This is a genomic window from Oerskovia jenensis, assembly GCF_016907235.1.
Lineage (GTDB): Bacteria > Actinomycetota > Actinomycetes > Actinomycetales > Cellulomonadaceae > Oerskovia > Oerskovia jenensis.
Genome location: NZ_JAFBBO010000001.1, coordinates 1,652,773 through 1,677,425, shown reverse-complemented (window position 1 = coordinate 1,677,425; position 24,653 = coordinate 1,652,773). Strand labels below are relative to the sequence as shown.

The window sequence follows — 24,653 nt, the reverse complement described above, 5'->3', positions numbered from 1 at the left end:
GGATCGCGTCGAGGTAGAGGGTTGGAGCCCTCTACCTCGACGGCGGCCCTCTACCTCGCGCACGTCGGTCGTAGGCTTCCCGGGTGACCTCCGCCGAAGACCTCGCCGCCACCGCCCTCGACTCGATCCGGTCCTGGGAGCCGCTGAGCCCCGCGCAGTCACGGCTCCGCGAGGAGTACGTGGCGTTCGTCGAGGAGGGCCGGGGGGACGTGATCTTCCGCGGCGGCCCCGAGCACCTGACGGGGAGCTGCTTCGTGCTGACCCCGGACCTGCTGCACGTGCTGCTGTGCTTCCACCGCAAGGGCCAGTTCTGGGTCCAGGTCGGCGGGCACGTCGAGCCGGAGGACGACAGCCTCGCGGCGGGGGCGTTCCGCGAGGCCAGGGAGGAGAGCGGGATCGTCGGTCTGGCACCGTTCGAGCCCGACGGCGCCCCCGTGGACCTGCACCGGCACGCGCTGTCCTCGCGCTTCGGGACCTGCCTGGTCCACTGGGACGTGGGCCACGTCGCGTTCGCGGACCTCGACGCCCTGCCCGTGGTCAGCGACGAGAGCGAGGCCGTCGCGTGGTTCCGTGTCGACCGGCTCCCGCCCGACACGCCCGAGGACTTCCCCGAGCGGCTCCGCACGGTCCTCGAGGAGATGACGCACCGCCGTCGGGCCTCGGTCTGACGGGGCGCCCCACGGTCATGTGTACGCTTGTACACATGACCTTTCCTGACCCCTCCGACCAGCGCCCGATGCGCGAGCGCATGCTCGCCGGTGACCTCTACCTCGCCGACGACCCGCAGATCGCGGCCGACTCCGAGCGCGCCATGTCGCTCAGCCACCGCCTCAACACCCTGGACCCGAACGACGGCACGGCCCGCCGCGAGGTGCTCACCGAGCTGCTCGGCGCGTTCGGCGAGGGCAGCGACATCCGCCCCCCGTTCCGCTGCGACCTCGGCTACCGGACCACGGTCGGCGCGCGCGTCTTCGTGAACTTCAACCTCGTGTGCCTCGACGTCGCGCCCGTCACGATCGGCGACGACGTGCTCATCGGCCCCAACGTCCAGCTCCTGACGCCCACGCACCCCGTCGAGCCCGGCCCGCGCCGCGACAAGTGGGAGGCCGCGCAGCCCATCACGATCGGCGACAACGTGTGGCTCGGCGGCGGCGTGACGGTGTGCCCGGGCGTGACGATCGGCGAGAACACGGTCGTGGGCGCAGGATCCGTCGTGACGCGCGACCTGCCCGCGAACGTCGTGGCCGTGGGCAACCCGGCCCGCGTGCTGCGCCACATCGACGAGTGACCGGCGTGCGCCGCGTCGACCCCGACCGCAAGGACCGGATCGTCGACGCGGCCCTCGATGTCATCGCCGAGCACGGCGTCGCGGGTGCGACGCACCGGGTGATCGCCGCCGCGGCCGACGTGCCGCTCGGGTCCATGACGTACCACTTCGAGAACCTCGACGACCTGCTGCGGCTCGCGTTCGAGCGGCACGCGGTCCAGGCCGCGGCGCGCTTCGAGGCGGCGATGGACGCGGTCCCCGAGGGCGGCGACCCGGTCGAGTCTCTCGTCGCGCTGGTCTGCGACGAGTCGGGCAGCTACCAGCGGGACCTGCTGGTCGCGCTCGAGCTCTACGTGCTCGCGGCCCGCAAGCCCACCTTCCGCACCGTCACGCAGCGGTGGATGGCCGCGAGCCAGGCCGCCCTGCGGCGGCACGTGGACGCGGACGTCGTGGCCGACCTCGACGCCCTGATCGAGGGGCTCGTGCTGCACTCCGTGCTGTCGACCGGGCCCGACGGGCGGCCACCGCTCGACCCCGAGCGCGTGCGCCGCGCGGTGCGGCGCCAGGTGGGCTGAGCGCCGGTCCTGGTGCCGAGCATGCGGTCGTCGTTCGCCGAGCATGCGGTTGCGGTCCGTTTCGGGCTCGAAACCGACGCCGACCGCATGCTCGGCACCGAGGGTGGGGTGAGGGGCTCAGCCCAGCAGGACCACGTGCAGCGTCCTCGGCCCGTGCACGCCCTCGACGCGCGAGAGCTCGATGTCGCTCGTCGCGCTCGGCCCCGAGATCCACGTCTGCGGGCGGGTCGGGTGCGCGGCGAGGATCGTCACGGCCTCGGGCAGCGTGTGCAAAACCTGCTCGGTCCGCACCACGCACACGTGCAGGTCGGGCACGAGGGTGATCGCGCGTCGCCCCTGGTCGTCCTCGCCGTCCAGGACGATCGTCCCGGTGTCCGCGACGGCCAGCCGCGACCCGGTGAGCACCGCGTCGACCTGGTCGAGCTCGCCCGCCGTCCGCCGGTCCTCGCGCGAGTCGTGCACGACGGCGGTCCCGTCCCCGAGCCCGCTCGTCCAGCCCGCGGGAACCCCCGGGGGCACGACGACGGAGCGCGCGTCGGCGAGCAGCTCGCCCACGGTGCGGGCCAGGTCGTCCTCGGTCGCGGCCCGGTGCACGATCGCGCGGTAGTCCACGAGCCGGTCGACCAGGATCTCGACCGCCTCGGGCGACCCGGGGGAGTGCTCGCCCGCCGTCCGGTACTCGCGGGAGATCGGCGCCTGGGCGGCCACGGCGTCCCCGAGGTGCGCGCCGTCGGTGATGACGGCCGCGCGCACGCGGGCCAGGATGTCGTCGCGCGCGCTCATCGGGCGTCTCCGGTCGTGTCGCTGGAAGCGGGCGGGGCGGGATCCGCGGGCGAGGGGGGCGAGGCGGGCGCCTCCGGCGTGACGGGCTCGTGCGCAGCGTGGTCGGTGGCCCACCACTCGCGGAAGCTCTGCTTCGGCAGGACGGGCAGGTCGCGCGAGCCGGTCCACTTCGACCCGGGGTAGGGCAGCGACGAGATGCGACCGGATCGCCCGCCCAGGACCCGGGTCACGCCGCCGGCCTTCTCGGCGAGCTCGAACCGGCCGGGCGTGGACATGACGAACGACGCGGCCTTCATGGCCGCTCCCCAGGCCGTGGGGCGGCCCCGGTCCTGGTCCACCTCGCGCGCCCGCAGGTGCACCAGCAGCGACGGGATGTCGATCTTGACGGGGCAGACGTCGTAGCACGCGCCGCACAGCGTCGAGGCGTACGGCAGCGAGTTGTTGGGGTCCGACGTGCCCGTCGACCCCGCGAGCTGGGGCGTGAGGACCGCGCCGATGGGGCCCGGGTAGACCGAGCCGTAGGCGTGCCCGCCCACGCGCTCGTAGACCGGGCACACGTTGAGGCACGCCGAGCAGCGGATGCAGTGCAGGGCGGCGCGGCCCACCTCGTCGGCCAGGGCCTTGGTGCGCCCGTTGTCGAGCAGCACCAGGTGGAACTCCTGCGGCCCGTCGCCCGGCGTGACGCCTGTCCACAGGGACGTGTACGGGTTCATGCGCTCGCCGGTCGAGGACCGGGGCAGGAGCGCCATGAAGACCTCGAGGTCCTGGTAGGTGGGGATGAGTTTCTCGATGCCCATGACGGTGATGAGGGTCTCGGGGAGCGTGAGGCACATGCGCCCGTTGCCCTCGGACTCGACGACCGCGAGCGTGCCCGTGTCCGCGACCGCGAAGTTCGCGCCGCTGATCGCGACCTTTGCCGAGAGGAACTTGCGGCGCAGGTGTGCACGGGCGGCCATGGCGAGCTCGCGCGGGGCGTCGGTCAGGTCGGGCGGTGCGTCGCCCATGCGTTCGAGGAAGATCTCGCGGATCTCGGAGCGGTTGCGGTGGATCGCGGGCACGAGGATGTGCGAGGGCATGTCGTCCGCGAGCTGCACGATGAGCTCGGCGAGGTCGGTCTCGAACGCCGCGATGCCCTCCTCGGCGAGCGCCTCGTTGAGCCCGATCTCCTGCGTGACCATCGACTTGACCTTGACGACCTCGGTCTCGCCCGTGGCCTGGACCAGCTCCGTCACGATGCGGTTGGCCTCGGCGGCGTCGCGGGCCCAGTGCACGACGCCGCCGCGCGCGGTCACGTTGCGCTCGAGCTCTTCGAGGAGGTGCGGGAGGTCGCTCAGGACGTGGGCCTTGATGGTCGAGCCCGCGTCGCGCAGGGCCTCCCAGTCGGGCACCTCGCCGACGACGGCCGCACGCTTGGCCCGGATGGTCGAGGTCGCGTGGGCCAGGTTGCGGCGCAGCTGCGTGTTGCCCAGCGCCTGCTTGGCGGCCTCGGGGAACGTCGCGCCCCAGCGCAGCGGCGCGTCGGGGTGCGGCACGTCGTCGGCCCAGCCGGGGCCCGCGGTGGTGCCGGGCGCGCCGTGGTGCGTGCCGCCGTCGGGCAGGGTCTTCGCGCCGCGGCGGGTGGGGAAGCCCAGGAAGGTACTCATCGCGCTGCCTCTGCCTCGTTGTCAGAACGAGCGTGACCTGGGGTGCTCGATGGTTCTGACAGGCGGCTCGGCGGGCCAGGCGTGTCAGAACGAGCGTGACCTGGAGTGCTCGCTGGTTCTGACACGAGCGTCGGCGCGTCCTGCGTCGAGGCCAGGATCTCCGCGAGGTGCATGGTGCGCACGCCCGTGCGCAGCTTCGAGAGGCCGCCGCCGATGTGCAGGAGGCACGAGTAGTCGCCCGCCGTGAGGACCTCGGCGCCGGTCGACTTCACGTTGGTCATCTTGTCGCCGAGCATCGCGGTCGACGTCTCGGAGTTCTTGAGCGCGAACGTCCCGCCGAACCCGCAGCAGCTCTCGGCGCCGGGGAGCTCGACGAGGTCGATCCCGTCGACGGCCCGCAGGAGCTGGAGGGGCTTGTCGCCCACGCGGATCATGCGCAGCGAGTGGCACGTCGGGTGGTAGGTGACGCGGTGCGGGAAGTGCGCGCCGACGTCGGTCACGCCGAGCACGTCGACGAGCAGCTCCGAGAGCTCGTAGGTCTTGGCGGCGAGGGCCTCGGCGGTCGCGCCCAGCTTCTCCTGCCCCGCACGCCGGCACACCATGGCCTGCTGGTGGCGGATCGACCCGGTGCACGAGCCCGACGGCACGACGATCGCGTCCCACTCGCCGTCGAGCGCGGGCGCGAACGTCTCGACGTGGTTCCTGATGACGGGCACCGCCTCGTCGAAGTAGCCCGTGTTGACGTGCATCTGGCCGCAGCACGTCTGCTGCTCGGGGAAGAACACCTCGTGGCCGAGGCGTTCGAGGAGCTGGACGGTGGCCCGAGGGGCTTGGGGGAACATCGCGTCGGCGATGCAGGTGGCGGCGAGGGCGATACGCACTGGGTACTCCAGCCGGGCAGGGGGCGGTGGGATTCAGTCTGGTCCCGGCGGGCGGCGAGTGCCCGTCGGAGGTACCGCGCGGCCCTCCCGGCCCCTGCTCGGCGGCGAGCAGGCTGTGGTCTGACCACACGATGTCCGAGCCACTGTAGACCATCGTGTCGCTGTGGTCGGACCACATGTCGACGGAGTTTCAGAACGCGGCTGGCCCCCGAGCGCCAGGGCGGAGCAGAGCGTGCGGCCGAGTGGCCTCCGTCACACAGGAAGGCCTCTTATCCTGCGGACTGCCGGCCCGCCGTGGGCTGAGTCGACGAGCCCGTCATCCTCGGGCTCGCGCTCTTCTCGTTGCTGGAGGTTCATCTCGTCATGCCTGTCCCGACACCGACACCCCCGCGTTCTCGGAGGCTCGTCGTCGGCGCCGTCGCTGCACTGACCGCCCTCGTCGCCGCAACCGGAGGGCTCGCGGCGACCGCACCGGTCGCCACCGCGGCATCCACCACTGCCACCGCTACCGACGACGCGCTCGCGGTGACCGCACAGGTCGCCACGTTCGACGCTCCGGCGTCCCCCGTGGGCACGTTCCATGCCCCCATGTGCCCCGGCGCCACGGACCACGACCCGAGGTGGTCCGGGCCCGGCTACTACACCGACCTCACGCTCGTCTCCGGCGAGCGGCTCGAGGCGTACAACGCGGGACAGCTCGTCCCGCTCTACGACGTCGACGGGACGGCCGACGCCGACTCGCACCCCCCGCTGTGCGCCGTCAGGTACGACGCCGCGACCGGCGGACCGGTCTCCGCGTGGTCGTTCTGCACCGACGCCCTGCTGAACACGTGCAACACCCTGCTGCCGGGTGGTGTGCTCGCGGAAGGGGACGTCCCGATCCCGTTCCCCACCCTGGCCAGACCGCAACGTCTGAACGAGCAGCAGCTCGCCGCTGTCGACACGATGATCCGCGACGGCTACACGTCCCCCCTGGGCCTCGTCGGCCGAGCGGACGGGGCGGTGTCGGAGCGGCTCGTGCTCCAGTCGATGATCTGGTGCGTCACCGACGGGATCAACTGCGACATGTTCGGACTGGACCACGCGGAGATCGCCTGGCTCGCAGACATGGGCCGCGAGTGGGTCGACGTGACCGCGACGAATCCGACGGTCTTGCCCGGGCGGGAGATCTCGTGGGTCCTCAGGACCACTGCCTTCGGGAGCCCCATCGCCATCAGCTCGGACGTGCCCGTCCAGGTGTGCGAAGAGTCCGCCGGGCACGCGGAGCTCACGACGGACGGCGTCCTCGTCATGCACGACGCCCCCACCTACCCCGCAGAGGTCAGGCTGTGTGCCGACGCCGTCGCTGACGAGGGACCCGTCATGCTGACGGCGCGCGGCGGTGGGGACGGCACGTCCTACCATCAGAGCGACGTCACGGGTACTCCCCTCCGCGAGGACTGCCAGATCTACGCGACGTGGGAGCAGGCGCCGTTCAAGGACAGCGAGACGGTCATCGTCTCCTCGGAGCCGTCGGAGCCGTCGGAGCCGTCGACTGACGAGCCGACTGACGAGCCGACTGACGAGCCGACCGCCGACGCGCCGGGCGACGGGTCGAGCACGGGCTCGTCGACGGGCAGCTCGACGCCCGGCACGACGACCGAGGGCGCGCCCTCCACGGCGTCGGTCCCGTCGTCCACCGACGGGGCCCGGGAGGCGCAGAAGTCCGACCGGCTCGCCGCGACGGGAACCGCGCTCGGACCGGTGGTCGGCGTGGCGGCCCTGCTCGTCGTCGGCGGAACCGTCGTCCTGCTCCTGCGGCGCGGGCGCCTGACTCCGCCTGACACCGACTGACGCCCCAGCCGGCCTCCCGCAGGGCGTCGTCAGGACGAGCGTGACCGAGCTGCCTTGCTCGTCCTGACGACGCCGCGCAGCACTACGCTGACCCCGTGCGCACCCACGAGATCGTCCTCGCCCGCATCGAGGCGGACCTGACCGCCGGCCGCTGGGGCCTCGGCGAACGCCTCCCGGCCGAGCGCGCGCTCGCCGAGGAGCTCGGCGTCTCGCGCCCCTCGGTCCGCGAGGCGCTGCGCGTCCTGGAGGCCATGGGCATCGTCCGCACCGCGGTCGGCTCCGGGCCCGACGCCGGAGCCACCGTGATCGACCGCCCCGCCGCGGGCCTGGGTGCGGCCGTGCGACTGCACGTCGCGTCGGGGACGCTCGTGGTCCGGGACGTCGTGGAGACCCGGGTGCTGCTGGAGACCTGGGCGGTCGGGCAGGCCGCCGCGAAGGCCGCCGGCGCCGGGCTCGCCGAGGCAGTCGCGCTGCTCGACGCGATGGACGACCCCGCGCTCGACGCGGCCCGCTTCCGTGAGCTCGACGCGGCGTTCCACGTCGCGCTCGTCCGTCTCGCGGGCAACGCGCTCGTCGAGGCCGTCATGACCGGGCTCCGCGGGGCGATCGAGTCCTACGTCGAGGCAGGGACCGCACGGTTGGAGGACTGGCCCCGTACCGCGGTGCGCCTGCGTGCCGAGCACCGGGCGATCCTCGACGCTGTCGCGAGCGGCGACGGAGCGGGGGCGGCGGACGCGGTCCGCGAGCACATCGAGGGCTTCTACCGCGAGGCGGGGCTGTGAGCTGCGCCCCGCGCGGTCCGCGAGGTAGAGGGCTCCCGTCGAGGTAGAGGGCTGGGACCCTCTACCTCGACGGCAGCCCTCTACCTCGGCGTTCGTCCTCCGCGAGGCGCGAGCCGGGGCCCGGGCGGCCACGTCGTAGTGTTTCTCTGGGCCCACCGGTCCGCAGCCCACCACCGGAGGACTCCGTATGACCATCGACCACCTGGACGTCCTCGCCGCGGCGCAGCGCATCGCGGGACAGGTGCGACCCGTTGCGCTCGCGCCCATGGACCCGGGGGCGCTGGGCGCCGCGACCGGAGTGTTCGCGCTCGAGCTCATGCAGCACACGGGCTCGTTCAAGGCCCGGGGTGCGCTGAACTTCGTGGGCGCGCACCTGGACGCGGGCACGTTGCCCGACGCCGGGGTCGTGATCGCGTCAGGTGGCAACGCCGGCATGGCGAACGCGTGGGCGGCGCGGGCGCACGGGGTGCGGGCGACCGTGTTCGTGCCCGAGACCGCACCGCCGGTCAAGGTCGCGCGTCTGCGCACGCTGGGAGCCGAGGTCCACCAGGTGGGGTCCGAGTACGCCGAGGCGCTCGACGCCGCGCAGCGTTTCGCGGTCGAGACCGGCGCCCTGGCCTCGCACGCCTACGACAACCCCCTGATCGCGGCGGGCGCGGGCACGCTCCTGCAGGAGATCGTCGCGGCCAGGCCCGATGTCAGCACTGTCGTGGTCGCGGTCGGCGGCGGCGGGTTGTTCAGCGGGGTGGCCGCCGCGGCGCGTCCGCACGGGATCAGGGTCGTGGCGGTCGAGCCGGACGGTGCGCAGGCCCTGCGCGCCGCGCTCGACGCGGGTCGCGTGGTGGACGTCCCCGTCGCGTCGGTCGCGGCCGACTCGCTCGGCGCCCGCCGCACCTCCGAGATGGCGCTCTCGCTCGCGCGGCACGCCGACGTGCGCTCGGTCCTGGTGTCCGACGACGCGATCGTCGCCGCGCGCCGGCACCTGTGGGACGAGCGGCGGCTCGTCGTCGAGCACGGGGCTGCGGCGGCGCTCGCCGCGCTCGAGTCGCGCGCCTACGTGCCCGACCCGGGCGAGAGTGTCGCGGTCGTGCTGTGCGGGGCGAACACCGACCCGTCGGACCTGGCGCGGTAGCACCTGTCAGAACGAGCGAGGGCCCTGGTCCTCGCTCATTCTGACAACCTGGCCCGACAGTCGCCCCCGCCGTCCCCGTTGGTGTTGCGGCCCTGGTGCGCCCGGTCGACCCTGGAAGGACCCGCGTCCACGTCAGGAAGCTGCCGGTCACGACACGAAGGGCCCCGCGATGAGCCACGCCGTACCTTCCTCGACCGAGAATCCGGGCGAACCCGAGCTGGTGCTGTCCAAGGGCACGATCTACGTGATCTTCAGCGCCCTGCTGGCCGCGATGTTCCTGTCCGCGCTGGACCAGTCGGTCGTGGGCACGGCGCTGCCGACCATCGTGGGGGACCTGGGGGCCGCCGAGGACGAGGGCTGGATCATCACGGCCTATCTGCTCGCGATCGCGATCGTGATGCCGATCTACGGCAAGGTCGGCGACCTGCGGGGTCGCCGGTTGCCGTTCCTCGTCGCGATCGCGATCTTCGTGGTCGGCTCGACCGGGTCGGCGCTGTCGGGGTCGTTCGTCGAGCTCGTGGTGTGGCGCTCGGTCCAAGGTCTGGGCGCCGGTGGCCTGGTGATCCTGAGCCAGGCGATCATCGCCGACATCGTCTCGGCCCGGGACCGCGGCAGGTACATGGGTCCTCTGGGAGCGGTCTTCGGGATCGCCACGGTCGCCGGGCCCCTGCTGGGCGGCTGGTTCACGGACGGGCCGGGGTGGCGCTGGTGCTTCTGGCTCAACGTCCCGATCGGCCTGATCGCGTTCGGGATCGCCTGGTTCAAGCTCCGGCTCCCGTCGCGCAGGCCGAGCACGCGGTTCGACGTCGGGGGCGCGCTCCTGATGGCGGTCACGACCGCGGGCATCGTGCTCCTCACGAGCTGGAGCTCGATCACGAGCGAGAAGAAGTACGACTGGAGCAGCCCGATCCTCCTCGGGCTCGTGGCCCTGACGGTGCTCGCGCTGATCGCCTTCCTCGTGGTCGAGACCCGCGTGGCCGACCCCCTCATCCCCCTCCACCTGTTCCGGAGCCGGACGTTCTCGGTCTCGGTCTCGATCGCCCTGATCCTCGGGATGACGATGTTCGCGGCGCTGTCGTTCCTGCCGACGTTCCTGCAGATGGCGCAGGGCTACGGCGCCACGGAGTCGGGGCTGCTCATGCTGCCCATGACGGTGGGCCTGATGATCACGGCGATCGGCTCGGGTCTGCTCATCGCGCGCAGCGGGAGGTACAAGATCTACCCGATCCTCGGGATGGGGATCGCGACGGTCGGGCTGGTCCTGCTCACGCAGCTCACGGCCGACATCTCGATGCTGACGTTCGGCGCGATGATCTTCGTGCTCGGGTTCGGGCTGGGCCTCGTGCTGCAGACCATCGTGATCGCGGTGCAGAACTCGGTCGCCCCCGAGATGGTGGGCGTGGCGACGTCCACCAACAACTTCCTGCGCGAGATCGGGGCCGCGGTCGGCACCAGCGTGTTCTCGACCGTGTTCACCACGCGGCTCGCGTCCAACCTGGCCGACGCGACCAAGGGCCTGCCCGCGAGCGACGTCCCGCAGGACTTCGGCGCGCAGAGCCTCACGCCGGAGGCCGTCAAGGATCTGCCGGCGGCGTTGCACGACCTCGTCGTCAACGCCTACACCGACGCGCTCGCCCCGGCCTTCTGGTACCTCGTGCCGCTCGGGGTGCTGGGTTTCGTCATCGCGTTCTTCATGAAGGAGCTCAAGCTCTCCGACCAGGCGGGTCTGGTGGCCCGGGGAGTCGCGGCCGCGAGGTGAGCCGCTCGCGCGCCCGGCCCGGTCGCACGACGGCACGCAGAGGCCCGACGGCGGAGCGCACCCAGGTACGTGGGTGCGCTCCGCCGTCGGGCCTCCGAGGCGGGCGCCTCAGCCGAAGATCTCGTCCTCGAGCAGGACCACGCCCTCGAGGCGGTTGCGCACCGACGTCACGCGCCAGCGGTCCGGGAACAGGGCCAGGTACTCGCCGTCCTCGCGCTGGAGGACCTCGACGCCGGGCTGCTCGTTGAGCTTCGCGACCCAGTCCTTCGTGGTCCGCAGCGCCATCGAGTAGCCGAGGCGGTCGAGCGTCACGGGTGCGTTGAACTCGGTCGCCATGCGGTGCTCGGCGACCTCGAACTGCATGGGGCCGACCACGGCCAGCACGGGCGCCTGGTCACCGCGCAGGTCCGAGCGCAGGACCTGCACGACGCCCTCCGCGCCGAGCTGCATGACGCCGCGCTGGAACTGCTTGTAGCGCGAGACGTCCTTGGCGCGCATGACCGCGAAGTGCTCGGGCGCGAACGTCGGCAGCGGCGGGAACTCGACCTTCTTGTCCAGGTACAGGGTGTCGCCCACGCGCAGGCCCGCCGCGTTGACGAGGCCCACGACGTCGCCCGGGTAGGCCGTGTCGACGATGGTGCGCTCGCGTCCGAAGACCTGCTGCGCGTACTTGGTCGCGAAGGGCTTGCCCGTGCGGCCCGAGCTCACGACCATGCCGCGCTCGAACACGCCCGAGCAGATGCGCGCGAACGCGAGACGGTCGCGGTGCGCGGTGTCCATGCCGGCCTGCATCTTGAAGACGAACGCGCTGAAGGGCGCCTCGACGGGGCGTGCGTCGCCCGTGACGGTCACGCGCGGCGAGGGCGAGGGTGCGACGTCGACCAGGACGTCGAGCAGGGCGTGGACGCCGAAGTTCTGCACGGCCGACCCGAACAGGACGGGTGTGGTCTGGCCCGCCAGGAACGACTCCTGGTCGTGGTCGCCGTTGGTGTCGGCGAGCAGCTCGGCCTCCTCGACCGCGGTCGTCCAGGTGTCGCCCTCGCGCTCCAGGGCGGCGTCCGGGTCCATGACCTCCTCGGGGGCGATCGTGGTGCCACCGGCCGTACGCGTGTAGTGCACGTACTGGCCGGTCCGGCGGTCGAGCACGCCGCGGAAGTCACCGCCGACGCCCACGGGCCACGTGAGGGGAGTGGGGACCAGGCCCGTGCGCTCCTGGATCTCGTCCATGAGCTCGAGCGCGTCCTTGCCCGGACGGTCCCACTTGTTGATGACCGTGATGAGGGGGATGCCGCGGTGCTTGCAGACCGCGAACAGCTTCATGGTCTGGACCTCGAGCCCCTTGGCGGCGTCGACGAGCATCACGGCCGCGTCGACCGCGGACAGCACGCGGTAGGTGTCCTCGGAGAAGTCGGCGTGGCCCGGGGTGTCGACGAGGTTGATCATGGCGTCGCGGTACGTGAACTGCAGCGCGGCCGACGTGATCGAGATCCCGCGGTCCTGCTCCATGTCCATCCAGTCGGACACCGTGCGCCTGCCCGCTTTGCCGTCGGCGCGCCCCGCCTCGCGGATCGCGTTGGCGTGCAGCGCGAGCGCCTCGGTGAGCGTCGACTTGCCCGCGTCCGGGTGGCTGATGACCGCGAACGAGCGACGCCGTGCCGCTTCCGCGAGGACGGTCGCCTGCTCCTTCGAGGACGTCGCGGACGTCGAGGACGTCGTGGACGTGGACGCGGCCGTCTCGTCGGTCGATGCGGCCCCCGCGGGGTCCGCCGACGAGTCGTCGGGGGCGAGGGGGCTGGAGGTCGTGGTGGGCTGGTCCGCTGAGGGCACTGGAACGTCCTGTGGCTTCCTGCAGTTTCCTGCGCGATCGAGGTCAAGGGGGTGGGGCGCATCCGCGCGGGACGCAGCACCCAGCTCTCCATTCTCCCGCGAGATCGGCGCCACGATGACCACGCGGCGACGGTCCACGCCGGGCGTCGCTCGTGACGGCCGCCCGCACGGCGCGCGCCCGCCGCGCGCTCACTCCGGGGCCGGGTCGCCCCTGCTGAGCCGGATCTCCTCGAGGTCGAGCCGTGCCTGGATCTGGCGCAGGACCGTGTCGTCGATCGCGCGCTCGTCCCGCAGGCGCACGACCGTCTCGCGCTTGCGTGCCAGCAGCGCGAGACGCAGCTCGGTGTACTCGTCGTCGAGGCGCACCGCGGGGTCCTGCTCGTCGCTCTCGCCGCCCTCGGCGTCCCGGGCGCGCAGCAGCGTCAGGTGCTCCTCGTACTCCCCGCGCAGACGGTCGACGACCGACGGGTCGGTGCCGAGCGAGGCCGCGACGTCGGGCAGCGCGTCGAGGGCCTCCTGGGCGGCCGTCTCGTCGGCGAGGCGGCGCTCGCGGGCGACCCCGTCGTCGTCGGGCAGGCGGGCCCACCTGATCGTGGGGGCGAGCAGGAGGCCCTGGACCACGAGCGTCGTCGCGACCACGCCGCACGTGATGAACACGATGAGGTCCCGGTCGGGGAACGGGGCGCCCGAGCTCAGGGTCGTCGGCACGGCGAGCGCCGCGGCGAGCGACACCGCCCCGCGGAACCCGGCGACGGTGCTGACCGCGCGTGCCCTGTTCGTGACGCGCCGCCCCCGTTGCGACGGTCGCCGGTCCACGAGGCGGATCGTGTACGCCGAGAGCACGAGGAACCCGAACCGCACCACGAGGATGACCGCGCACACGACCGCGACCCCGACGACGGCCGTGACGAGGTCCTCCGAGACCAGGTTGCGCACCGCGGACTGCGCCTCGAGCCCCACGAGCACGAACAACGACGCGTTGATGAGGTACGTCGAGACCGACCAGAACGCGACGGTCTGCTGCCGCGTCGCCGCGCGCCCGATGCGCGGCCCGACCTGGCTCATGACCAGCCCGCACACGACCACGGCCAGCACCCCGGACGCCTCGATCAGCTCGGCGAGCAGGTATGCCGTGAACGGGATGAGCAGGACGACCACGTTGCCGAGCAGCGGGTCGTCGATGCGGCGCCGGGCCAGGACCGCGAGCCACGCGACGAGCAGGCCCACCGCGATCCCGCCCCCGTAGGCGAGCACGAACAGCCAGGTCACGTGCCCGGCGCTGAGCGTCTCCTCGCCCACGGTCACGCCCACCGCGACGCCGTAGAGGACGAGCGCGGTGCCGTCGTTGACGAGGCTCTCGGCCCGCAGGACCGTGACGGTGCGCCGGGGCAGGGCCCGCGCGAGGACCCCGACGGCGGTCGCGTCGGTCGGCGCGACAGCGGCCCCGAGCACCCACGCGGGTCCCCACGGCAGGCCCAGCGCGTGGGCCGCCGCGGCGACCGCGGCCGCCGTCGCGACCACGAGCAGCGTGCTCGTCAGGACGATCCCGCGCAGGGTCGCGCGGATCTCGCGCAACGAGATGGTGATGGCCTCCCAGTAGAGGAGCACCGGGAGGAACACCAGGAGCATGAGCTCGGGCGGCAGGTGCACCTGCCGCAGCGCGGGCACGAACCCGAGCGCGATCCCCGCCACGAGCAGCAGGATCGGGTCGGCCACGCGGGTGCGGCGCGCGAGGACGCCGCACACCACGATGACCACACCGAGGACCACGACGAGCTCGAGACCGATCATGGCGTCCTCCTCCTGGTCGTGCGCGCCGCCGGGGCGGCGCGGCCCCGCGAGGCCGGCGGTCCCTGGTCGCGGGTCCGTGCGGCTCGCCGGGTGGGCGGTCGGGCGCTCCGGCGAGCCGCGAGGGTCGCGGCGCCTAGCTCGACGTCGGGACCGGGTGGCCCTCGGAGGCCTGCACGACGACGATGCCGCGACCCGTGAGCCCGAGCTGGTACGCCTCGCCCGACCCGCGGCCGATCGCGGCCGAGAGCTTCGCGGTCTTGCGGATCGTGGACGTCAGGGACGTCGACCACAGGACCGCCGCCTGCATGTCGACGTAGGTCGGCTCGTCGACGTCGAGGACGACCGGCGTCCCGTACGCCGTCACGGCCAGGGCCCCCGTGCCCGTGAAGGTCGTGTTGAACAGTCCGCCGCTGAGCATCGACGCGCCCTCGACACGGTTGATGTCCCAGGTCAGGGCGCTCTCGAACGCGAGCACGTTGGCCCCGTTGACCGTCACGGACTCGCCCTCCAGGTGCAGGACGAAGACCTGGTCGGCGTCCTGCGCGAGGAAGACGTCGCCGCTGCCCGAGACCTTCATGAGGGACATGCCTTCACCGGTGAAGGCCTTCTTGAACATCTTGGCCACGCCGCCCGCGCCCTGGTACGCGAAGTCGACGTCACCCTGGTAGGCGACCATCGAGCCCTGCCGTGCGTAGAAGAAGCCGCCCGTGCCCGCGAGGTCGACCTTGAGCATGCGGTCGTTCTGCAGCTGGAAGCTTCCCGGTTCGCCCGGCTGTTCGGTGTGGTGCATGAGTGTGCTGCGCATGGCACCGATCATCCGGCACAGGCCGGGTCGGTGCACGCGTCAGCGCTGGACGATCGTCGTCACGACGTCGGTCACGACGGGCCGTCGAGGCGTCGAGCCGAACCCGAACCGGACGGGCGGGTCGACGTCCCGCAGGTCGCCCAGCGGCTCGCCGGCCCACTCGGCACGGGCGGCCGTGATCTCGTGCACGTCGGTCGCGCCGTAGTGCTCGACCCTGCCCGGCCCCGCGCTCCCGCGCGTCCTGACCCCGCGGAGCAGGACCCGTGCGACGGGGTCGGTGAGGACCGTCGCCCGGTGGGAGGTGGCGACCCGGCGGGGCACCGCACGCAGCACGCGACCGAGTGCCGTGCGGCGCCCGACGTCGACCCACGCCTCGAGCGGCCCGGCGACCACGTGCCAGTCCTCGGGCTCGGCCACCGGGCTCACGGTGACCGGGCACACCTCGACCCGGTCGAAGCGGTACGTCGCGGCGACGAGCTCCGCGACGCGGTGCGACGGGGCGAGGAGGATGCGCTCGCCGTCGGGCCGCTCGACCATGACGTCGGCGAACGCCCCGAACGGGGAAGCGACCCAGCGCCCGACGACCAGACGCGTCCCCGACGCCGTGCCCCACCCGGCGATGCGACCGCGGAACCGCTGGAGGCTCGACATCCACCGAAGCCTAGATCGCCGGGGCGAACCCGGTCGAGAACAGGGCGGCGACGACCGCCACGGCGGTCACGAGCACGAACGCCACGAACACCAGACGCTCGGCCCCGGGGCGTCGAGCCCACGCCTGCCGGCGGGCGGCGAGCAGGAGGACCAGGCTCACGACGACGACGCCCGCCGACACCGTCGCGGCGCCCGTCCGGGTGCTCTGCGCCGGGCAGGGGGGCAGCATGTCCAAGGAGCCGTCCGGGCTGCCCCACGCCGCGGCGCACACGACCTCGAGCGTCGCGCTCCACACGAGCACCACCAGCGCAGCGGCGGTCAGCAGCACGGCACGCCGGACCGGGTGGGCGGGGCGGGCTGGGTGGACCGTCGCCGTCGGGCGTGGCGGGTCGTGGGGGCTCGTCGCGACCTCGTCGTCGGGCATCGCAGCAGTCTGGCAACTCCCGCCCGTTCCCGCCAGGCCCAGACCCCGCGCGCCCTCCAGATCCGCGCTCCGAGATCCCGAACGCCCGTCCCAGGGCCAGCCCGACCGGCGCGCCGCCGCCGGCTCCCGGCCGCCGGAGAGACCATGGCGGGATGAGCGCTGACAGCGAGGTCGCCGACCGGGTGCGGGTTCTGACGAGCAAGGGTGCGGTCGAGGGAACCGTCGTCGACGGCGTCGAACGGTTCCTCGGGGTGCCGTACGCGGCACCGCCGTTCCGCGACCGTCGCTTCGCCGCGCCCCGTCCGGTCGAGCCGTGGGACGGGGTACGGGACGCGACCCGCTACGGTCCCACGTCCCCGCAGTCGCCCTACCCCGGCGCGCTCGGCGCACTGCTCCCGACCGTGAGGATCGCGGGGGAGGACGTCCTGCACGTCAACGTCTTCACCCCGGCCGAGCGCGGGACGGGGCTCCTGCCCGTGCTCGTGTGGGTGCACGGCGGGTCGCTCGCGCACGGGTCGAACGCGCTCGCGGGCTACGACGGGACGCGGTTCGCGCAGGACGGTGTCGTGTTCGTCGGGATCAACTACCGGCTCGGCGCCGAGGGGTTCTCGGTGCTCGACGGCGCCCCGCGCAACCTGGGCCTGGCCGACCAGCTCGCGGCGCTGGCGTGGGTCCAGGACGAGGTCGCGGCGTTCGGCGGCGACCCGCGGCGCGTGACGCTCGCGGGCCAGTCGGCGGGCGGGAACACGGTCTCGGCGATCCTGGCCCACCCCTCGGCGCCGGACCTGGTCGCCCACGCGATCGTGCAGAGCGGCCCGCTGTCCGCGCAGCCGGCGGCCCGGGCCGGGCGCATCACGCGCGCCATGGGCAAGGACCTCGCGGTCCCGACGACGCGTGAGGGTTTCGCGACCGTCCTGCCCGAGGCGCTCGTCGCCTCGCAGGACCGCGTCACGGCCGGGGCGACCCCGCTCACGGGTGGGCCGGGGTTCTCGCTGTGTCTCGACGGCGACCTGGTTCCCCGCGCGCCCCACGACGCTCTCGTCGCGGGCGCCGGCCGGACGATCCCGCTGCTCGTGGGCGCCACGACCGAGGAGTACCGCCTGTGGTTCGTGCCCACCGGCCTGCTGAGCACGTTCCGACGGCTGCATCTCGCGGTGGCCCGTCGCAGGGTGGGGATCTCCGCGCGGGCGGTCCGCCTGTTCCGCCGCAACCGGCCCGGGGCACCGACGGGGGTGGTCCTCGGGGCGCTCGCGACCGACGTCCTGCTGCGCGTGCCGCTCCAGCAGGTCGCCGACGCCCGCAGGGCCGCGGGGGCGCGGACGTACGTGTACGAGTTCGCGTGGCGCAGCCCGGTCGCCGACCTCGGGGCGGCGCACGCCGTCGAGCTCGGCTTCGTGTTCGACGGGCTCGCGACGCCCGACGCGGTCGCGCTCGCGGGACCCGACGCCCCGCAGTCGCTCGCGACCGCGATGCACTCGGCGTGGGTCGCGTTCGCGACGACGGGCGACCCGGGCTGGCAGCAGTGGGACGAGACGCGCCCGGTGCGGGTCTTCGACGGCGAGCAGGACCCCGTGGTCCGTGCGCCGCGCGACGACGAACGCGCTGCGCTCGACCGGCGGTGACCCTGCCGGGTTTCTCGCGGGCACCCGGGAGGGGTGAGGATCTACCCGTGCACCGTAGCCACCTCGACACCGACGTCCCCGCCGCCCCGTCCGCCGACCTGCCTGTCGACCGGGTCGCCGGGCGCACCGGCCACAACGCCTGGACGGTGTACCGGTCGGCAGCGGTCGATGCCCCGCAGCGCCCGCCCGTCCTGCTCCTGCACGGCGTGACCGACTCGGGGGAGTGCTGGCCCGGCACGGTCCGCCACCTCGTGCGCACCCGTGACGTCCTGACGCTCGACGCCCGAGGGCACGGGGGCTCCGACCTGCCCGACGAGCCCTTCACGGTCGCGGCGCTCGCGGCCGACGCGGCCCGCGTGGTGCGCGCGGCGCTCGGGCGACCGGTGGTCGTCGTCGGGCACTCGATGGGGGGCCTGACGGCGCAGGAGCTCGCGCTGGCGAACCCCGAGCTCGTCCTCGGTCTGGTCCTGGAGGACCCAGCGTGGGAGGTCCTCGACGCCGAGCAGGACGAGGGCGGCCGCCCGGTGTTCCTTTCCCCGGGCGTCGACGAGGCCCGCGGACGCCCGACGGCGGAGCTCGCCGCGGACTTCCGTCGGCGCTACCCGCAGTGGTCGCCCGAGGAGTCGGAACCGTGGGCTCGTGCGCAGCAGGCGGTCTCGCCGCGTCTCCTGGAGGTCTCGCACGAGTGGACCGCGCGCGACTGGCCCGTCGCGTTCGCCGGGGGAGTGCCGGTCGTGGTCGCCGCGGGCGAGGTGGCGAACGGCTCGCTCGTCCCCGACGACGGGGCGCGCCGCGCGTCGGAGGCCCTGGCGGGCGCGGTCTGGGTCGTGCGCGTCGCCGGGGCGGGACACTGCGTGCGGCGGGACGCCCCGGCGACGTTCCTGGGGCTGGTCGACGGGCTGCTGGGCGAGGTCGACCCCGGCCCGGGAAGCACCCGCGGCGACAGCGACTGACGCGTGGTGGCTAGGCGAGGACGAGCTTCTCGCCGTCCGTCGCGTGCTCGGCCAGTGCGACGCTGCGGATCGCCGGGTCCTCGTAGGTGTTCCAGTAGTAGGTCGCGGTCCGGGACGAGAAGAGCCCGGTGTAGATCGTGATCTCGAACTCGCCCGAACCCATCGCGGCGCACCCGTCGACCATCGCGACCTGCTGGAGCGTGTGGAAGGCGCGGGAGACGTTCTCCTCCTCGGTCCCCTTGGTCCGGTAGTGGGTGTTGACGTAGGCGGCACGGACGAACCGGGAGGGCGAGTAGTAGTCACCGGGGATGCCGCGCATGTGCGAGCCCGAGCCGAACGGGGTGAGGTGGGCCCTGCCCAGCGTGGTCTCCTGGGGGAACTCGGGCGAGGTGTTGAGGTAGTTGCGCAGGTTCTCGTGGTGCCAGGCGAACCCGGGCTGGTTCGTCAGGACGTCGACGTCGTCGTCGAAGACCTGCATGCCCTCGCTCGTGTGCTCGACCACGATGGCGCGCTTCGCGTCGGCGATGATCCAGTGGAGCAGCGAGCTCGGGTACTTGTCGTTGATCGGCTTGTCGACGATCACCACGTCCTTGAGCGCCGCCTCGACCTCGTCCACGCTCGCGAACTGGGAGCTCACCCACAGGGGGAACTCGTACGCGGCGACGTTGACCGCGCCGTCGACGGGGCCGGGGGCGTACGCCGCGTACCCCGGGAAGTTGAGCCCTGCGACGGCCAGGCCCGCGTCGTTGCCGCAGTCGAAGTAGAGCGGCGTGTCCTCCTCCACGATGCCCATGCCGATCGTCGCGTGCCTGATGGCGGGCACCGCGCCGAACGGTGACCTCGGTGCGTAGCCCGTGGGAGTGATCACCACCTGCTCCCCGTACCCGCTCGTCCAGTCGAGGTTCCGTGCGAGATAGACGTGGTCCTGGCCGTCCGAGAACCTGATTCCCGTGCACATAGCGTTGCCCCTGTCGTCGTCGATGCAGGTCGGGGCTGACGCGGCTCGTCACACCGCTGCGTCGTGCCCCCGTGCTCCCATGCTCGTGCCTGGCGGGTGATCTCGCTCGGTGAGGTCGAGGTGGTGCCGGGCTCCGTCCCCGGTGCGGCGTCCGCACCGGCGAGTTGGTCGATCCGCCCACCCGGGGGAATGATCGACCCATGCTCACCCTCACCGGAGCCGCCGGCTCGCGCATCGTCGGGATCGGTCACCACCAGCCCGAGAAGACGCTCACCAACGACGACATCGCGCAGCTGGTCGAGACGAACGACGAGTGGATCCGGTCCCGGACGGGGATCGTGACGCGGCACGTCGCGGCCGAGGACGAGACCGTGGCCGACATGGCGACGGCTGCCGCCCGGCACGCCCTGCAGGACGCCGGGGTCGCGGCGAGCGAGGTCGACCTGATCATCGTCGCGACCGCCACGGCGCGCGACCGTTCGCCCAACACCGCGGGCCGGGTGGCGTACAACCTGCGCACGGGCGTCATGCCCGGCCAGTCCACGCCCGAGGAGGAGGACGCCCCCGACCTGCGCGGCGTCGTCGGGCCCGTGATCCTGGACGTCAATGTCGCGTGCTCGGGGTTCGCGCACGCCCTGGCGCTCGCGGACCAGGCGATCCGCACGGGCTCCGCGACCACGGCCCTCGTGATCGGCGCCGAGAAGCTCACCGACTTCACGGACTGGACCGACCGCGTGACGTGCATCCTCACGGCCGACGGCGCGGGCGCGTTCGTCGTGCAGGGCACCGACACCCCGGGGATCGGTCCGGTCGCGTGGGGCTCGGAGCCCGAGCTGACCCCGGCCGTGCTCATCGAGGCCCCGGACGAGAAGTTCGTGCAGGACGGGCGCGCGGTGTTCCGCTGGGCCATCACGCGTGCGGCGGACCGGGCGCGTGCCGCGGTCGAGAAGTCGGGCCTGACGCTCGACGACATCGAGGTGCTCGTCGCGCACCAGGCGAACCTGCGCATCATCGAGCCGCTCGCCAAGGCGCTGGGCCTCGAGGACAAGGTCGTCGTCACGGACATCACCGAGTCGGGCAACACGTCGGCCGCGAGCATCCCGCTGGGCCTGTCGAAGTGGTGGCACTCGGGCAAGATCCCGGCGGGTGTGCCCGCGCTGCTCATCGGCTTCGGTGGCGGCTTCGCGTGGGCCGGGCAGGTCGTGCAGACACCCACGCGCTGAGCGCGGTCGGCGAGGGCCGCACCTGACGCGGGCGGGCCCGCCGAGACGGCCGCGCGCCCGCGTGCCACGCTGGGCGCATGGCTGGTGACCAGCGGGTCCGTCGACTGCGCCGCGAGGCGTGGGGGTTCGTCGTCGGGTCGTTGTGCTTCCTGGTGGGTGCACTGCCGCCCTACGCCGAGGCCGTGGGGCCGGTCGTCGTGGGGGTGACGTTCTGCGTCGGGTCGGTGTTCTTCACGTTCGCCGCGACGGTGCAGCTGATCCTGAGCGGACGGCGGGTCCCGCGACGGGGCGCGAACCCGGCCGACCGGTGGGACTGGTGGTCGGCGGCGGTCCAGCTCGTCGGGACGGTGTTGTTCAACATCAGCACGGCGGCCGCGCTGGGGGCGGCGATCGCGGATCCCGCGCGCGTGGGTGCGGGCTGGCGGCCCGACGCGTACGGGTCGGTCGCGTTCCTTCTCTCGAGCGCGTTCGCGGTCGTCGCGACGAGGGACCGGGGCCGTCTGTGGGACACGGACGCGCGCACGTGGCACGGGACGTGGCTCAACCTCGTGGGGTCGGTCGCGTTCGGCGCGTCGGCCGTGGGGGCGTACGTGGCGCCGCAGACGGACTCGCTCGTGAGCGCGTACTGGGCGAACCTCGGCACGCTCCTGGGGGCGGTGTGCTTCCTGGTCGCGGCGCTGCTGTCGCGCCGCACGATCGACGCCCCTGCTCCTGTGGCGTCGCGCGGTCCGGGTCCTGCGGCCTGAGGCGCGGCTAGCGCGTGGCGCGCGCCCGCGTCGAGGACGCGGCGTCCATGCCCTGCACGACGACGGCACAGCGGTCCTCGTCGTGGCTCGCGCCGTCGGCGGCGCGGTCGAGCAGGCGGCGCAGGGTCGCGCGGTCGGCGGCGTCGAGGCCGCCGAGCAGGTCCTCCTCGGCGGCGGCGACGCGGGCGTCGAGGTCGGCGAGGACCTCGCGCCCCTTGGCGGTCGCGACGATGCGCCGGGTCCGGCGGTCGGTCGGGTCGGCCTGCCGCTCGACGAGGTCGCAGTCGACGTACTTGTCGATCAGGTAGGTCATGACGGTCCGGTCGATGCCGAGGCGCGCTGCGAGCGCGGCCTGGCTGGGCGGGGTGTCGTGCACGACGGCGGAGAGCACCTGGTAGCAGCGCGTCCCGTCGGGCAGGTCCTCGGCGAGCGAGTCGACGCGCGCGCTCCACTCGCGCAGGAGCGCGGTGAGCGGCCAGCCGAGGGGGCTGGGGGTGCGGGTGGTGTCGGGCGTCGCGAGGGTCACGGGACCAGGATACATCGGAATGATCTCGATGGAAGATGAGTTGCTGATGATATCGTCTGTAACTCAGACGATCTTTGGAGACGACCGCCGCCCCCGCGGCACACGGAGCGCGCACGCATGACGGACTACGGCCACGACCTCATCCTCGGGACCTTCCTGACCCCGCAGAACAGCGACCCGCAGGCGCCGGTGCGCCTCGCGCAGATCACCGAGAACGCGGGGCTCGACCTCGTGACCTTCCAGGACCACCCCTACCAGGCGGGCTTCCTCGACGCGTGGACCCTCATGACCTGGGTGGCCGCCGCGACCGAGCGCGTGCACGTCGCGGCCAACGTCCACAACCTGCCGCTGCGCCCGCCGGCTGTCCTGGCCCGCGCGGCCGCGAGCCTCGACCTGCTCTCGGGCGGACGCTTCGCCATGGGCCTGGGTGCGGGCGCGTTCTGGGACGCGATCGAGGCCATGGGAGCCCCGCGCCTGACACCGGGCGAGGCCGTCACGGCCCTCGACGAGGCCGTCGACATCATCCGCGGCATCTGGGACACGAGCGACCGCACACCCCTGCGCGTGCACGGCACGCACCACCAGGTCGACGGCGCCAAGCGCGGCCCGGCCCCCGCGCACGACATCCCGATCTGGATCGGTGCCGTCAAGCCGCGCATGCAGCGGCTCATCGGCCGCAAGGGCGACGGCTGGCTGCCGTCGCTGTCCTACCTCCAGCCCGGTGACCTCGCCACGGGCAACGCCGTGATCGACGAGGCCGCGCTCGCGGCCGGTCGCGACCCGAGCGCGGTGCGCCGTCTGGTCAACGTCAACGGCAAGTTCACGGCGAACCGCCTGGGCTACCTCCAGGGCCCCGTCGAGCAGTGGGTCGAGGAGCTCGGTGACCTCGCGCTCGCGGACGGGGTCTCGGGGTTCATCCTCGCGACCGACGACCCGCGCGAGATCCAGGTCTTCGGCGAGGAGGTCGCCCCGGCGCTGCGCGAGCTCGTCGCGACCGAGCGCCGGTCGGCGGGCACGGCTCCGGCCGGTCGCCGTCGCGGCGCCCTGGCGCTCGCGGCCCGCCGCGACGGGATCGACTACGAGTCGCTCCCGGCCGCGCTGACCGAGCGCGCGGTCGAGCCCGGCGACCGTGCCTACGACACGGTCCGCCACACCTACATGCGCTCGGGTGCCCCGGGCATCGTGCTGCGCCCGCGCACTGCGGACGAGGTCGCCGAGGCCGTCGTCTGGGCCGGCGAGCAGGGCGTGCCGCTCGCGGTCCGCTCGGCGGGCCACGGCATCAGCGGGCGGTCCACCAACGACGGCGGCGTGCTCCTCGACGTCGGCGCGCTCGACCAGGTCACCGTGCCCGACGACGGCTCGCACCGCGTGCGCCTGGGTGCGGGCGGGACGTGGGGCCAGGTCGCCGAGGTACTCTCCCCGCACGGCCTCGCGATCAGCTCGGGCGACTCGGGCGGCGTGGGCGTCGGCGGCCTCGCCACGACGGGAGGCATCGGCCTCCTGGGTCGCAAGCACGGCCTGACGATCGACCACGTGGTCGCCGCGGAGATCGTGACCGCGGACGGCCGGGTGCGCGTCGTCGACGCCGAGAACGACCCCGAGCTCTTCTGGGCCCTGCGCGGGGCCGGCGGCAACATGGGGGTCGTGACCTGGGTCGACGTCGAGGCGACGCCCGTGACCGACCTCGTCTACTCGACCATGGTGCTCGACGCGTCGGACACCGCGGGCCTGCTCGAACGCTGGGCCGCGACCGTCGAGTCGGCGCCGCGCGAGCTCACGAGCTTCCTGCACATGAGCGGGGCGCGCGGCGGGCGCGGCCCCATGGCCCAGCTCATGACCGTGTGGGCCGACGACGACACGGGGGCCGCGATCCGCGCGCTCGAGGCCCTCGCCGACTCGGCCCCTCTGCTCGACCACCAGGCCGTGCTGACGCCGTACTCGGGCATCGTGCGCCGGGCCGACGCCCAGCACTCGGGCGGCGGAGAGCCCGGGTCGCGCTCGGGCCTGATCGAGCACGTCGACCAGGCCACGGCCCGCGACCTCGCCCGCTTCCTCGACGGCGGCGGCGCGCAGCTCCTCCAGCTCCGCGCGGTCGGCGGGGCGGTCAACGACGTCGCGCCCGACGCGACGGCGTACGCGCACCGCACGCAGAACTTCTCCGTCGCGGCCTTCGGGTCGCGCCGCGGACCCGGCGGGATCGACGGCGCGTGGGACGAGCTCGTGCACCCGCACACCGACGGGCTCTACCTGTCGTTCGAGACCGACACCCGCCCCGAGCGCCTGCGCGAGGCGTTCCCCGAGCCGACGCTCTCGCGCCTGCGACAGGTCAAGCGTCAGGTCGACCCGACCAACCTGTTCTCGGCGAACTTCCCGATCCCGCCGGCGGACGCCTGACCCCTCCGACGGGCCGTCGCCCCGACGGGCCGTGACCCCGCCGGGGGAACGATCGAGAGCGGCAGGGGCGAGCCGCAC

22 protein-coding genes are annotated in these 24,653 nt (G+C 73.3%); 12 read left to right on the top strand and 10 right to left on the bottom strand.

Annotation, left to right across the window (positions count from 1 at the left end; genetic code table 11):
• Nucleotides 1–83 precede the first annotated feature (83 nt).
• The 3 genes from JOD49_RS07530 to JOD49_RS07520 are packed head-to-tail and all read left to right on the top strand — an operon-like array spanning nt 84 to nt 1,842.
• On the top strand, nt 84–668 hold the full coding sequence (locus tag JOD49_RS07530) for an NUDIX hydrolase (protein WP_307822438.1): 585 nt from the start codon (nt 84–86) through the stop codon (nt 666–668).
• 35 nt (nt 669–703) lie between these two features.
• The gene (locus tag JOD49_RS07525; protein ID WP_205306619.1) at nt 704–1,288 is read left to right on the top strand and encodes a sugar O-acetyltransferase; all 585 of its coding nucleotides are present in this window, start codon (nt 704–706) and stop codon (nt 1,286–1,288) included.
• Nucleotides 1,289–1,293: 5 nt separating this feature from the next.
• Complete coding sequence (locus tag JOD49_RS07520) at nt 1,294–1,842, top strand: TetR/AcrR family transcriptional regulator (protein ID WP_205306618.1); 549 nt, start codon at nt 1,294–1,296, stop codon at nt 1,840–1,842.
• A gap of 117 nt (nt 1,843–1,959) precedes the next feature.
• Here the strand turns inward: JOD49_RS07520 and JOD49_RS07515 are convergent, their stop codons facing one another.
• The 3 genes from JOD49_RS07515 to JOD49_RS07505 are packed head-to-tail and all read right to left on the bottom strand — an operon-like array spanning nt 1,960 to nt 5,149.
• A complete protein-coding gene (locus JOD49_RS07515; RefSeq protein WP_205306617.1) occupies nt 1,960–2,625 on the bottom strand; it encodes a LutC/YkgG family protein in 666 nt (221 codons plus the stop codon).
• Complete coding sequence (locus JOD49_RS07510; RefSeq protein ID WP_205306616.1) at nt 2,622–4,268, bottom strand: LutB/LldF family L-lactate oxidation iron-sulfur protein; 1,647 nt, start codon at nt 4,266–4,268, stop codon at nt 2,622–2,624. Before JOD49_RS07510 ends, JOD49_RS07515 begins: the two co-directional genes overlap by 4 nt.
• On the bottom strand, nt 4,265–5,149 hold the full coding sequence (locus JOD49_RS07505; RefSeq protein WP_205306615.1) for a (Fe-S)-binding protein: 885 nt from the start codon (nt 5,147–5,149) through the stop codon (nt 4,265–4,267). Before JOD49_RS07505 ends, JOD49_RS07510 begins: the two co-directional genes overlap by 4 nt.
• A gap of 363 nt (nt 5,150–5,512) precedes the next feature.
• Here JOD49_RS07505 and JOD49_RS07500 point away from each other — a divergent pair, with 363 nt between their 5' ends.
• The 4 genes from JOD49_RS07500 (at nt 5,513) to JOD49_RS07485 (ending at nt 10,655) form a co-directional block, all read left to right on the top strand.
• Nucleotides 5,513–6,982: a hypothetical protein gene (locus JOD49_RS07500; protein WP_205306614.1), complete on the top strand. Its 1,470-nt coding sequence runs from the start codon at nt 5,513–5,515 to the stop codon at nt 6,980–6,982.
• A gap of 95 nt (nt 6,983–7,077) precedes the next feature.
• Nucleotides 7,078–7,764 carry a FadR/GntR family transcriptional regulator gene (locus JOD49_RS07495; protein WP_205306613.1) on the top strand — a complete coding sequence of 229 codons (687 nt, stop codon included), beginning with the start codon at nt 7,078–7,080 and terminating at the stop codon, nt 7,762–7,764.
• 187 nt (nt 7,765–7,951) lie between these two features.
• Nucleotides 7,952–8,896: a threonine/serine dehydratase gene (locus tag JOD49_RS07490; RefSeq protein WP_205306612.1), complete on the top strand. Its 945-nt coding sequence runs from the start codon at nt 7,952–7,954 to the stop codon at nt 8,894–8,896.
• 169 nt (nt 8,897–9,065) lie between these two features.
• Complete coding sequence (locus JOD49_RS07485; RefSeq protein WP_205306611.1) at nt 9,066–10,655, top strand: MDR family MFS transporter; 1,590 nt, start codon at nt 9,066–9,068, stop codon at nt 10,653–10,655.
• 108 nt (nt 10,656–10,763) lie between these two features.
• Here the strand turns inward: JOD49_RS07485 and JOD49_RS07480 are convergent, their stop codons facing one another.
• The 5 genes from JOD49_RS07480 to JOD49_RS07460 all read right to left on the bottom strand — a co-directional run bounded on the left by JOD49_RS07480 (nt 10,764) and on the right by JOD49_RS07460 (nt 16,153).
• Nucleotides 10,764–12,482 (bottom strand): peptide chain release factor 3, encoded by a 1,719-nt coding sequence (locus tag JOD49_RS07480; protein ID WP_307822437.1) that lies wholly within the window; start codon nt 12,480–12,482, stop codon nt 10,764–10,766.
• A 189-nt stretch (nt 12,483–12,671) separates the two neighbouring features.
• The gene (locus JOD49_RS07475; RefSeq protein ID WP_205306610.1) at nt 12,672–14,273 is read right to left on the bottom strand and encodes a Na+/H+ antiporter; all 1,602 of its coding nucleotides are present in this window, start codon (nt 14,271–14,273) and stop codon (nt 12,672–12,674) included.
• 133 nt (nt 14,274–14,406) lie between these two features.
• Nucleotides 14,407–15,078: an AIM24 family protein gene (locus JOD49_RS07470; RefSeq protein WP_205306609.1), complete on the bottom strand. Its 672-nt coding sequence runs from the start codon at nt 15,076–15,078 to the stop codon at nt 14,407–14,409.
• Between the two features lie 39 nt (nt 15,079–15,117).
• Nucleotides 15,118–15,729, bottom strand: coding sequence for a hypothetical protein (locus tag JOD49_RS07465; protein ID WP_205306608.1), 612 nt, complete (start codon nt 15,727–15,729; stop codon nt 15,118–15,120).
• A gap of 10 nt (nt 15,730–15,739) precedes the next feature.
• Nucleotides 15,740–16,153 (bottom strand): hypothetical protein, encoded by a 414-nt coding sequence (locus JOD49_RS07460; RefSeq protein WP_205306607.1) that lies wholly within the window; start codon nt 16,151–16,153, stop codon nt 15,740–15,742.
• Nucleotides 16,154–16,305: 152 nt separating this feature from the next.
• Here JOD49_RS07460 and JOD49_RS07455 point away from each other — a divergent pair, with 152 nt between their 5' ends.
• The gene (locus JOD49_RS07455) at nt 16,306–17,775 is read left to right on the top strand and encodes a carboxylesterase/lipase family protein (RefSeq protein ID WP_205306606.1); all 1,470 of its coding nucleotides are present in this window, start codon (nt 16,306–16,308) and stop codon (nt 17,773–17,775) included.
• Nucleotides 17,776–17,822: 47 nt separating this feature from the next.
• On the top strand, nt 17,823–18,728 hold the full coding sequence (locus JOD49_RS07450) for an alpha/beta fold hydrolase (protein WP_205306605.1): 906 nt from the start codon (nt 17,823–17,825) through the stop codon (nt 18,726–18,728).
• Nucleotides 18,729–18,738: 10 nt separating this feature from the next.
• Here the strand turns inward: JOD49_RS07450 and bsh are convergent, their stop codons facing one another.
• Complete coding sequence (bsh, locus tag JOD49_RS07445) at nt 18,739–19,686, bottom strand: choloylglycine hydrolase (protein WP_205306604.1); 948 nt, start codon at nt 19,684–19,686, stop codon at nt 18,739–18,741.
• A gap of 200 nt (nt 19,687–19,886) precedes the next feature.
• Here bsh and JOD49_RS07440 point away from each other — a divergent pair, with 200 nt between their 5' ends.
• Both JOD49_RS07440 and JOD49_RS07435 read left to right on the top strand, forming a co-directional pair.
• Complete coding sequence (locus JOD49_RS07440) at nt 19,887–20,909, top strand: beta-ketoacyl-ACP synthase III (protein WP_205306603.1); 1,023 nt, start codon at nt 19,887–19,889, stop codon at nt 20,907–20,909.
• 77 nt (nt 20,910–20,986) lie between these two features.
• Complete coding sequence (locus JOD49_RS07435) at nt 20,987–21,655, top strand: hypothetical protein (RefSeq protein WP_205306602.1); 669 nt, start codon at nt 20,987–20,989, stop codon at nt 21,653–21,655.
• A gap of 7 nt (nt 21,656–21,662) precedes the next feature.
• Here the strand turns inward: JOD49_RS07435 and JOD49_RS07430 are convergent, their stop codons facing one another.
• Complete coding sequence (locus tag JOD49_RS07430) at nt 21,663–22,181, bottom strand: MarR family winged helix-turn-helix transcriptional regulator (protein WP_307822436.1); 519 nt, start codon at nt 22,179–22,181, stop codon at nt 21,663–21,665.
• A gap of 117 nt (nt 22,182–22,298) precedes the next feature.
• Between JOD49_RS07430 and JOD49_RS07425 the strand changes: the two genes are divergently transcribed.
• Nucleotides 22,299–24,575, top strand: a complete 2,277-nt coding sequence (locus JOD49_RS07425) for an LLM class flavin-dependent oxidoreductase (RefSeq protein ID WP_205306600.1) — start codon at nt 22,299–22,301, stop codon at nt 24,573–24,575.
• The last annotated feature ends 78 nt before the right edge of the window (nt 24,576–24,653 follow it).

Excerpts from the sequence above, each read along its gene's own strand:
- JOD49_RS07475 (WP_205306610.1), bottom strand. The coding sequence starts at position 14,273 with ATGATCGGTCTCGAGCTCGTCGTGGTCCTCGGTGTGGTCATCGTGGTG.
- JOD49_RS07425 (WP_205306600.1), top strand. The coding sequence starts at position 22,299 with ATGACGGACTACGGCCACGACCTCATCCTCGGGACCTTCCTGACCCCG.
- JOD49_RS07485 (WP_205306611.1), top strand. The coding sequence starts at position 9,066 with ATGAGCCACGCCGTACCTTCCTCGACCGAGAATCCGGGCGAACCCGAG.
- JOD49_RS07455 (WP_205306606.1), top strand. The coding sequence starts at position 16,306 with ATGAGCGCTGACAGCGAGGTCGCCGACCGGGTGCGGGTTCTGACGAGC.
- JOD49_RS07490 (WP_205306612.1), top strand. The coding sequence starts at position 7,952 with ATGACCATCGACCACCTGGACGTCCTCGCCGCGGCGCAGCGCATCGCG.
- JOD49_RS07510 (WP_205306616.1), bottom strand. The coding sequence starts at position 4,268 with ATGAGTACCTTCCTGGGCTTCCCCACCCGCCGCGGCGCGAAGACCCTG.
- JOD49_RS07440 (WP_205306603.1), top strand. The coding sequence starts at position 19,887 with ATGCTCACCCTCACCGGAGCCGCCGGCTCGCGCATCGTCGGGATCGGT.
- JOD49_RS07500 (WP_205306614.1), top strand. The coding sequence starts at position 5,513 with ATGCCTGTCCCGACACCGACACCCCCGCGTTCTCGGAGGCTCGTCGTC.
- JOD49_RS07460 (WP_205306607.1), bottom strand. The coding sequence starts at position 16,153 with ATGCCCGACGACGAGGTCGCGACGAGCCCCCACGACCCGCCACGCCCG.
- JOD49_RS07525 (WP_205306619.1), top strand. The coding sequence starts at position 704 with ATGACCTTTCCTGACCCCTCCGACCAGCGCCCGATGCGCGAGCGCATG.
- JOD49_RS07435 (WP_205306602.1), top strand. The coding sequence starts at position 20,987 with ATGGCTGGTGACCAGCGGGTCCGTCGACTGCGCCGCGAGGCGTGGGGG.
- JOD49_RS07470 (WP_205306609.1), bottom strand. The coding sequence starts at position 15,078 with ATGCGCAGCACACTCATGCACCACACCGAACAGCCGGGCGAACCGGGA.
- JOD49_RS07515 (WP_205306617.1), bottom strand. The coding sequence starts at position 2,625 with ATGAGCGCGCGCGACGACATCCTGGCCCGCGTGCGCGCGGCCGTCATC.
- bsh (WP_205306604.1), bottom strand. The coding sequence starts at position 19,686 with ATGTGCACGGGAATCAGGTTCTCGGACGGCCAGGACCACGTCTATCTC.
- JOD49_RS07465 (WP_205306608.1), bottom strand. The coding sequence starts at position 15,729 with ATGTCGAGCCTCCAGCGGTTCCGCGGTCGCATCGCCGGGTGGGGCACG.